Raw genomic sequence first — 7,764 nt, forward strand, 5'->3', positions numbered from 1 at the left:
AATCCGTCATGGACCTGAATTTCATCGCGTTCGGGGTTTACCCCTATGTCGCCCTGGCGGTGCTGGCGCTCGGCTCGATCGTGCGGTTCGATCGTGAGCAATACACTTGGCGTACCGGCTCATCGCAGCTGTTGCGGCGCAAGCAGCTGGTGCTCGGCTCCATCCTGTTTCACCTCGGCATTCTGGCCATCTTCGGCGGCCATTTCGTCGGCCTTCTGACGCCGGTCGCCGTGTGGGACTTCCTCGGGGTCACCCACAGTTTCAAACAGATGCTGGCCATCATCGCCGGCGGCGTCGCCGGAGTCTTCTGCCTGGCCGGCGGTCTGCTGCTGCTACACCGGCGACTGTTTGATCCCCGGATCCGCAATACCTCCAGTTTCGGCGACATCGCCATTCTGGTGATCCTGCTGGTTCAGCTGAGTCTCGGCCTGGCGACCATCCCGCTGTCCCTTGGGCACCGTGACGGTTCCGAAATGATCAAATTCATGAGCTGGGCCCAGGGTGTCTTCACCTTCAACCCGTACAGCGCCGGCTTCATCGCCGACGTTAGCTGGGTGTTCAAGACCCACATCACCCTCGGCCTGACCATCCTGCTGGTCTTCCCGTTCACCCGGCTGGTCCACATGCTGTCGGCACCGGTCTGGTACCTGAACCGTCGTGGCTGGCAGCTGGTGCGCAGCAAGCGGCCGATGCCGGTGACGCGCCGGACCGTGGAGCGCACAAAATGAACCCCGTCATCGTTGTCGACGGGGTTGAACTTCCGGAACGTCTCGTCGCCGAGGAGGCCCAGAACCACCCGGCCCCCACGGCCGAGGCGGCCCGAAACGCCGCGGCCCATGCCCTGGCTATCAAGGCCCTGCTTCTGGACCGGGCGCATCAGCTGGGTCTGACGGCCGAGGCGGAGATGGACGAGGACGGTCGGGAGGAAACCCCCGAGGAAGCCCTCGTCCGCGCCGTTCTCGACACCGAGATCACGGTCGAGCGACCGGACGAAACCGAGTGCCGTCGCGTCTACGACGGCGCGCCGGACCGGTTCCGGACGCCGCGCCTAACCCAGGCCTCCCACATCCTGTGCGCGCCCAAGGGCACCGACGAGGCGGCCTGGACCGACGCCCGGGCCGTCGCCCTGGCGGCCATCGCCGAACTGGCTGATCATCCGTCGCGGTTCACCGCCCTGGCAGCGACGCTTTCGGACTGTCCGTCCAAGGGAGTCGGCGGCTCCCTCGGCCAGCTCTCCCCCGGTGACCTCGCCCCCGAGGTCGAGGTCGGGCTGGACAGGCTTCTGGCCGGCGAGACGGCGACCGAACCGGTCCGGTCCCGCTTCGGCTGGCACATCCTGCGTCTCGATCGGCGAATCGAAGGCCAGCGGCTGCCGTTCGAACACGTCCAGCCGCAGATCGCGCTCCATCTGGAAAGCCGCGCCTGGACCGCGGCGGCGACCCGCTATGTGTCCGGACTGGCGGCCGAGGCCCGTGAACGTGGCGTCGCGCTCACCGTCACCATCGACGGGGCCGTATCCAACGGGGCCCTGTCCCTCGGCGACCTGCTGAACAACCAGACCGCCGTCGCAGCCCGGCTCGAAACCTGGCTGGACGAGGCCGACCCCGCCCTGGCCACCCGGGCCCGTGAGGTCGCTGAAGCGGCCGGGATCGGATTCGCGACCTTTGTTCAGCGAGAGATCTCCAACTTTGCCCAGGGAGCCGGCGACGAAAGCTGGACCCGGCTGATCTCGGCTGCCCAGGGCTCGGAAGACCCGGCCCTGGCCTGCGTGCGGGCGATCCTGAAATCGAAACTGACGGTGCCGGTGAAGACCTTCACCCTCATCCGGAGAAACTGAGATGAAGACGCTTTCCCGCCCCGCCCTGCTGGCGCTGGCCCTGACGGTGACCCCCGGCATGGCCCAGGCCCAGACCCCCGCCACCGGCCCGGCCGTCGCCTCGACCTTTCCGGGCGACATCCTGTTCGACAGCCGCCTGCGCTATGAGGGCGTCAGTCAGGACGGGCTGGACGATGCGACGGCCGTGACCCTGCGCGCGCGTCTGGGCTGGCAGAGCCCGGATTGGTCGGGTTTCAAACTGCTGGTCGAAGGTGAGGCCGTCACCGCCCTGATCGACAACTACAATGACACCATCCACGGCCCGTCCCGCTATCCGGTGGTGGCCGACCCGGAGGGCATCGAACTGAACCGGCTGCAGCTCAGCTGGACCGGCCTGCCGGACACCGAGGTCGTCCTCGGCCGCCAGCGCATCATTCTCGGTAATGCCCGCTTCGTCGGCAATGTCGGCTTCCGTCAGAACGAACAGACGTTCGACGCCGTCAAGGTGACGACCCGGGCCCTGAAGCCGTTGACCGTGACCTATGTCTGGATCGACCGGGTCCACCGGATCTTCGGCGACGACAGTCCCGTCGGCGAATGGAACTCCGACAGCCACCTGATCAATGTCGAGGCCCCGACTCCGTTGGGACGGCTGACGGCCTATGGCTATCTGCTCGATTTCGCCAATGCTCCGGCTCAATCCTCGGCGACCTGGGGCGTTCGGCTTGAGGGCAGCCACGCCCTGGCTCCCGACTGGTCGGCCCTGTATGCCGTCGACTATGCGCGCCAGTCCGAATACGGAGCCAATCCGGCCAGCTTTGATCTCGACTACGGCCTGATTTCCGCAGGACTGAAGCACGGTCCCCTGAGCGGAACCCTGGCGGTGGAACGGCTGGACGGAAACGGAGTTCAGGCTTTCCAGACCCCGCTGGCGACCCTGCACGCCTTCCAGGGCTGGGCAGATGTGTTCCTGAACACGCCCCGGGACGGGCTGCGCGACGTCTCCGCCACGCTCAGCTATGCCGTCGCCCATCCCCCCGTGGGTCGCAGCGCCACCCTGTCTGCCTCATGGCGCGACATCCAGGATGCGAACGGAAGCAACCGCTACGGCCGTGAACTGGACCTGTCAGGACGGCTGGTTCTGGACCCGCGCCGGGCCATCGAGATCAAGGCCGCCCGGTTCGACAGTGCGCAGGTCGCCTTCCCCGATCGCAACAAGGTCTGGGTCGCCGCGGAATACCGGTTCTAGATATCATGGCGGGGCAAGAAGGTTATCCCGGATGAGCCAGAAGCCGCAAATCGAGCCCATGACGGCAGAGCTGATCCGTGAACCGCTGAACTGGCTGTTCGCCGAACACTATCGCCACCGTCAGCTGTGCCGCCTGATCGACCGCGTCGGCACCGCGACGGTCCTGCTGCGCGATGAGGTGGACGAGATTCTGACCTTCCTGCGTCAGGACATGCCGCTGCACGTCATCGACGAAGAGGATGACCTGTTTCCCCTGCTGCGCCGACGCTGCCTGCCCGAGGATGAACTCGGCCCGTTGCTGGGCGCGCTGTCGGCAGACCACCAGGACGACATGGAGCATACCCGCGTCCTGATCAGCCTTCTCGAACGCGCCCTGGCCAATGGCGGCGCGCCGGGTCATGATCGGGAGACCCGACGTCTCTTCACGGATTTTGCCCTGCACGAGCGACGACACATCGCGCTGGAAAATGCCGTGATCCTGCCCATCGCCCGCCTGCGCCTGACTGCCGAAGATCTGCGGGCTCTCAGCAATCGGATGGCCGCGCGACGCGGGGTGGTGCTGGAAAAGGTAGAAAGCGGAGCCCTCGTGATTCCGTTCCGGACACCCGGAGCGAAGCCATGATCGAGACCTTGCTTCACAATAATCTGGAATGGGCGGCCGCCAAGGCCCGGATCGATCCGGAGTATTTTCGTCGACTGTCGACCCAGCAGACGCCCGAGTATCTGTGGATCGGCTGTTCGGACAGTCGCGTCCCCGCCAACGAGATCGTCGGGCTGGAACCCGGCGAACTGTTCGTTCATCGCAATGTCGCCAACCTGGCCCCGGCCCAGGACATGAACCTGCTGGCCGTCCTTCAATTCGCCCTCGAGTCCCTGAAGGTTCGCCATATCATCGTCTGCGGCCATTATGGCTGCGGCGGGGTCCGGGCCGTCCTCGACGGACAGCGTCACGGAATCCTCGACCACTGGATGCAGCGCGTCCAGCGACTGTGCGAGGATCATGACAGCGAGCTCGCGGCCATCCACGACGCTGAGGCGCGCGTCAATTTCATCTGCGAGAAAAACGTGCTGGCCCAGGTCCGGGCCCTGTCGCGTAACCCCTTCATCACCGACGCCTGGAAGCGGGGCCAACCCCTGTCGATTCACGGCTGGATCTACTCCATTCGCGACGGTCTGGTTCGGGATATGGAGACCACGATCTCGGGTCCCGCCGACGTCAGCCGCCTTGAACAGATCCGCTCGCAACCCCGCTCCCGGCCACGCATCCCGGGCAGGGGTCGATCATGAGCATCGTCACGGCGGTTCTCGCCGGCGGGGCCGGACAGCGGATCGGCGGCGCCAAGCCGGATCGCCGGCTGGCCGGGATCAGCCTTCTGGCCCATGCGCTCAAGGCGACCCACGGATGGGGTGCCCCAACGGTTCTGGTCCTGCGCGCCGCGGAACAGGTCAACGAGATCCATGATCCTGTGATCCTTGACGATCCGGACATCCCCGGTCCCCTCGGCGGCCTGGCCTCGGCCCTGGCCTGGGCTGATGCCAACGGCGCGGACCGCGTCCTGACCATCCCGTGCGACATGCCCTTCCTGCCCGCCGACCTGCGGATCCGCCTCGATCACGCCCTGACAGGCGGCAAAGGTGTCACCGTCGCCGCCAGCGACGGGCGACTGCATCCGGTCTGTGCCCTGTGGCGCACGTCCGCCCTGCCGGTTCTTCTCCAGCGGGTCCATGCCGGACAGTTGTCCCTGAACGGTCTCAGCGAGGCAGTTGGCCGCGCTGTCGTCGACTGGCCGACTGATCAGGGGGACCCCTTCCTCAACATCAACACGCTCGATGACCTGGCGCGTGCGGAAGCGATGACGATATGACCGCCCTTTCCGACCGCCTACTGGCCCACGCGACCCGGACCCTGCCGCGCTACACCAGCTATCCCACAGCCCTGGCCTTCGAACCGGCACCGGATGACGCGGATGCTCGTCGCTGGCTGGGCGATATCCAGCCGCACGACACCCTGTCGATCTATGCTCACATCCCCTTCTGCGAGCGGCTGTGCTGGTACTGCGGCTGCCATACCAGCGTGCCTAACGGCTATGCGCGGGTCGCCAGATTTCTGGACCAACTGAAGCGTGAGATCGACCTGTGGGGCGAGGCCCTGCCCGCCCATGCCGGCACGGCCCACCTGCATTTCGGCGGCGGCAGTCCGAACAGCCTGAACACCAAAGACTTCGCCGAACTGCTGGCACTGCTCGCCCTGACGTTCCGGTTGCGCCCCGGTGCCGAGGTGGCGGTCGAACTCGATCCCGGCACTCTGGACCGCAGCTTCGCCCGGGGTCTCGGCGCTGCCGGCGTGACCCGCGCCAGCCTGGGCGTGCAGACCTTCGACCCCGGGGTTCAGCGTCTGGTCAACCGGATCCAACCCGTCGAACAGGTCGCCACGGCCGTTCGTGACCTGCGCGACGGCGGGGTCGAGGCGATCAATTTCGACATGATGTACGGCCTGCCGGGCCAGAGTTGCGCCAATGTCGCCGCCAGCATGAAGACTGCGCTTTCGCTGGAGCCCGACCGGGTCGCCCTGTTCGGCTATGCGCATGTGCCCTGGATGAAAAAGCACCAGGCGGTCATCCGCGATGCCGACCTCGCCGACGTGTCCGGACGCTGGGCCCAGGCCGAGGCCGCCGAGGCGGTGCTGTCGGCGCACGGCTATGTCCGCATCGGCATGGATCACTTTGCGCGCCCGGGCGACCCCATGACGGCTCGCCTGGCCGATGGAACCCTGCATCGCAATTTCCAGGGCTATACGGACGATCCATCGGCGGTGTTGATCGGCGTCGGACCCTCTGCGATCAGCAGCCTGCCCTATGCCTATGCCCAGAACCAGCTGAGGATCGACGACTGGACGGCCGACATCACGGCAGGGCGACTGCCGGTTGGCCGTCAACTGGAAACGACGTCGGACGACCGACTGCGCCGGACGGTGATCGAACGGCTCATGTGTGATCTCGAAGTCGACGTCGGGGCCGTATGCCTGGACCAGGGCCGCGAGGTGTCGACGCTCGATCCGGCGATTGCGAGCGCCCGTACCCTCACAGTGGACGGCCTGTGTCAGGTCGATGAACGCCTCGTCCGCGTGTCGACCGACATGGCCCGCCTGGTCCGGGTGGTGGCCGCCTGTTTCGACAACCGCTCCAGCCCGGCCCCGAAACGGCACAGCGCGGCAATCTGACGGTCGCTTTCCATTTCGGCGGAGACAAGTCGCATTAGCCTGCCAGCGGCACCACGGGCTCGCTCAGTTTGCGTCTGTCGCCCACATTCGCTGGGCGCGCAGGAAATCATCATGAGGCATCATTTCCTCTGCCGTCCGCTCCCACTGTTGCCGCAGGCTCGCGAGGCCGGCCGCCGTGCGGTCAAGGTTCTGCAGGGCGTAAAGGGGGTTGAACCCCTCCGGTACGATGTTCTGGCCGATCATCACAGCCAGCCAGGACCCCTGGCTGAAATATTCGTCGGCCCCGACCTGAAACAGCAGCCCCCGATCCCGGAACGCCTCGACGCGCTCGGTCAGACTATCGGGCACTGACATGGCCGCAGCTGCCCGCCAGAACGGCGAGTCGTCCCTCTGGGTGGCGTGATAATGAAGGATGACAAAGTCGCGGATCAGCTCCAGTTCGCGCCCCAGTCGGCGATTGTAGGCGGCGATGTTGACCGGGCTGAAGCGCCGGTCGGGGAAATGCTGAAGCAGCCGGGTAATGCCCGCCTGGATCAGATGGATGCTGGTCGACTCCAGCGGTTCGATGAAGCCACTGGACAGACCCAGGGCGACCACGTTCCGGTCCCAGAAGACCTTTCGCCGGCCGGTGGTAAAGCGCAACGGACGCGGGTCGGCCAGGGGGGCTCCGTCCAGATTGGCCATCAGTGTCTGGTGCGCGGCGTCATCGGACAAATGGTCCGAGCAATAGACATAGCCGTTGCCCGTCCGGTGCTGCAGGCCGATGCGCCATTGCCAGCCCGCTTCCCGGGCCGTTGCCCGGGTGTAGGGCAGGCTCGGGCCGGACCGGGCGCAGGGGACGGCGAGCGCCCTGTTCATCGGCAGCCAATGGCTCCAGTCCTCAAAACCCGCCTTGAGTGCGCCCTCGATCAGCAGAGCCCTGAAGCCGGTGCAATCGATGAACAAGTCGGCTTCAAGCAGGCGGCCGTCGTCCAGCCTCACCCCCGAAACAAAGCCATCGTCCTCACGTTGAACGACGTCCACCACCTTGCCCTCGAGCCGCTCGACGCCGCGGGCCTCGCAAACCCGACGCAAATACCCGGCGTATAGGCCGGCATCGAAATGATAGGCCGTGAACAGACCGCTCAGCGGGGACCGTGGATCCGACGCCCGCAGTCCGGCCCGACCGCGTCGGGCCGCCTGGGCCGCGATCGAACAGGATTCGAGATCCGTCACCTCGCCGCGGGCACGGAGCGCCAGCCAGGCCTGATGGAATTCCGACAACGTCGGTCCCGGGCCGAAGGTGCCGAACGGATGAAAGTAGCGCTGCCCCTTTTGGCCCCAATCGACGAACTCGATCGCCAGCTTGAGGGTCGCCCGGGTTTCCCGCATGAACTCGGCCTCGTCGAGGTCGATCATGGTGTTGAAATCGCGGATCGGCGGAACCGTCGCCTCGCCCACGCCGACAATACCGATATCGTCGGACTCGACCAGCCGGAC

The 7,764-nt window shown here is 66.2% G+C and carries 8 protein-coding genes; 7 read left to right on the forward strand and 1 reads right to left on the reverse strand.

Features of this window, described 5'->3' with window-relative positions; genetic code table 11:
• The first annotated feature begins 8 nt into the window (after window positions 1-8).
• The 7 genes from narI to hemN are packed head-to-tail and all read left to right on the forward strand — an operon-like array spanning window position 9 to window position 6,285.
• The gene (gene narI / locus AAC050_RS04135; protein WP_339913791.1) at window positions 9-728 is read left to right on the forward strand and encodes a respiratory nitrate reductase subunit gamma; all 720 of its coding nucleotides are present in this window, start codon (window positions 9-11) and stop codon (window positions 726-728) included.
• Window positions 725-1,837, forward strand: a complete 1,113-nt coding sequence (locus AAC050_RS04140; RefSeq protein ID WP_339913792.1) for a peptidylprolyl isomerase — start codon at window positions 725-727, stop codon at window positions 1,835-1,837. The genes narI and AAC050_RS04140 overlap by 4 nt, the downstream gene beginning before the upstream one ends.
• A gap of 1 nt (window position 1,838) precedes the next feature.
• Window positions 1,839-3,065: a hypothetical protein gene (locus AAC050_RS04145; RefSeq protein WP_339913793.1), complete on the forward strand. Its 1,227-nt coding sequence runs from the start codon at window positions 1,839-1,841 to the stop codon at window positions 3,063-3,065.
• A 31-nt stretch (window positions 3,066-3,096) separates the two neighbouring features.
• Window positions 3,097-3,687: a hemerythrin domain-containing protein gene (locus AAC050_RS04150; RefSeq protein WP_339913794.1), complete on the forward strand. Its 591-nt coding sequence runs from the start codon at window positions 3,097-3,099 to the stop codon at window positions 3,685-3,687.
• Complete coding sequence (locus AAC050_RS04155) at window positions 3,684-4,352, forward strand: carbonic anhydrase (RefSeq protein WP_339913795.1); 669 nt, start codon at window positions 3,684-3,686, stop codon at window positions 4,350-4,352. The genes AAC050_RS04150 and AAC050_RS04155 overlap by 4 nt, the downstream gene beginning before the upstream one ends.
• The gene (locus AAC050_RS04160) at window positions 4,349-4,930 is read left to right on the forward strand and encodes a molybdenum cofactor guanylyltransferase (RefSeq protein WP_339913796.1); all 582 of its coding nucleotides are present in this window, start codon (window positions 4,349-4,351) and stop codon (window positions 4,928-4,930) included. The genes AAC050_RS04155 and AAC050_RS04160 overlap by 4 nt, the downstream gene beginning before the upstream one ends.
• On the forward strand, window positions 4,927-6,285 hold the full coding sequence (gene hemN, locus AAC050_RS04165) for an oxygen-independent coproporphyrinogen III oxidase (protein ID WP_339913797.1): 1,359 nt from the start codon (window positions 4,927-4,929) through the stop codon (window positions 6,283-6,285). Before AAC050_RS04160 ends, hemN begins: the two co-directional genes overlap by 4 nt.
• Window positions 6,286-6,348: 63 nt before the next feature.
• On the opposite strand, the gene AAC050_RS04170 is transcribed toward hemN, so the two are convergent.
• Window positions 6,349-7,764 (reverse strand): tryptophan halogenase family protein (locus AAC050_RS04170; RefSeq protein ID WP_339913798.1); only part of this gene is annotated, 1,416 nt, incomplete at its 5' end.

The organism is uncultured Brevundimonas sp. (genome assembly GCF_963974615.1).
Lineage (GTDB): Bacteria > Pseudomonadota > Alphaproteobacteria > Caulobacterales > Caulobacteraceae > Brevundimonas.